The organism is Pseudoruminococcus sp. (genome assembly GCF_047012705.1).
GTDB lineage: Bacteria > Bacillota > Clostridia > Oscillospirales > Acutalibacteraceae > Pseudoruminococcus.
The window spans coordinates 1-869 of the sequence record NZ_JBKXNW010000021.1 but is presented as its reverse complement, the minus strand read 5'-3'; the positions used below and the strand labels follow the sequence as shown (position 1 = coordinate 869).

The following is an 869-nucleotide window of genomic DNA, read 5'->3' as shown; positions in this document are numbered from 1 at the left end:
TGTTAAAAGACCGGATAGAGTTTTTCCAATGGAAAATCCAATCTGTGGATATAACGCCTGAATTTCCTGATATTTTGCTTCAATCATTTCCGGTTCATCAGCCCAGATCCTTTCATAAAACTTAAAAGCTCTTTTTAAATGTGTTTTAGCCTGCGAAAAACCGGCAGTCATCAGATAGATGCTTCCCAAGGCTTTTTGTACTGTAGCATAATCAAGATTACAATCAGAGTTATATTCTTTGATAACTTTTGACAATTTTTGTGAGACGGAGATTCCTGATATGATGCAGATAACCAGACACTTACATTCCAGACCAATCAGTTTTCGGATTATGCCATTGCATATAAAGATGTGAAAAAGTCCGGACAGACGGGCAGAAATGACAGTAACGGTACAAAGAAAAATACAACAACAGGAAATACATCAACGTCGATCTATTCACCGCAGACAGGTGATACAACAGATCTGTCAGGGTATGTGATTACGCTAATCGCTTCAGTAACAGTAATCACCGGATGGTTAATCTTAAGAAAGAAGAAAATGGAATAAAGAAGATGACGAGCACTCCTGTGGATTTACCACAGGAGTTTTTCAGAATCAATAGAGACATATGGCAGGCATTGACTATAAAAGTTGGTGCTTCTTTTTTGACCTTTTTTCAAAAGCAGCTGACATAATCCTCATTGCCACATGTGATTAGTAGAAAAATGATTTTTCTGCGAAAATACCGTCCAAATGCCTCCTGAAACTTGCTATTAGTGAGGGAATATTTCATTTTTGCGAAAAAAACTTGCAAAAGGGGGTTGGTAAATATACTTTCAAAAGCTTTATAGGTAGAGGAACAAAATTTTTTCATAATTTTTCAAAAT

At 36.2% G+C, this 869-nt stretch carries 1 protein-coding gene; it reads left to right on the top strand.

Annotated features, from left to right (window positions below; all coding sequences use genetic code 11):
* Positions 1-351: 351 nt before the first annotated feature.
* The gene (locus ACLU24_RS13440; RefSeq protein WP_062807149.1) at positions 352-549 is read left to right on the top strand and encodes an LPXTG cell wall anchor domain-containing protein; all 198 of its coding nucleotides are present in this window, start codon (positions 352-354) and stop codon (positions 547-549) included.
* Positions 550-869: the final 320 nt, after the last annotated feature.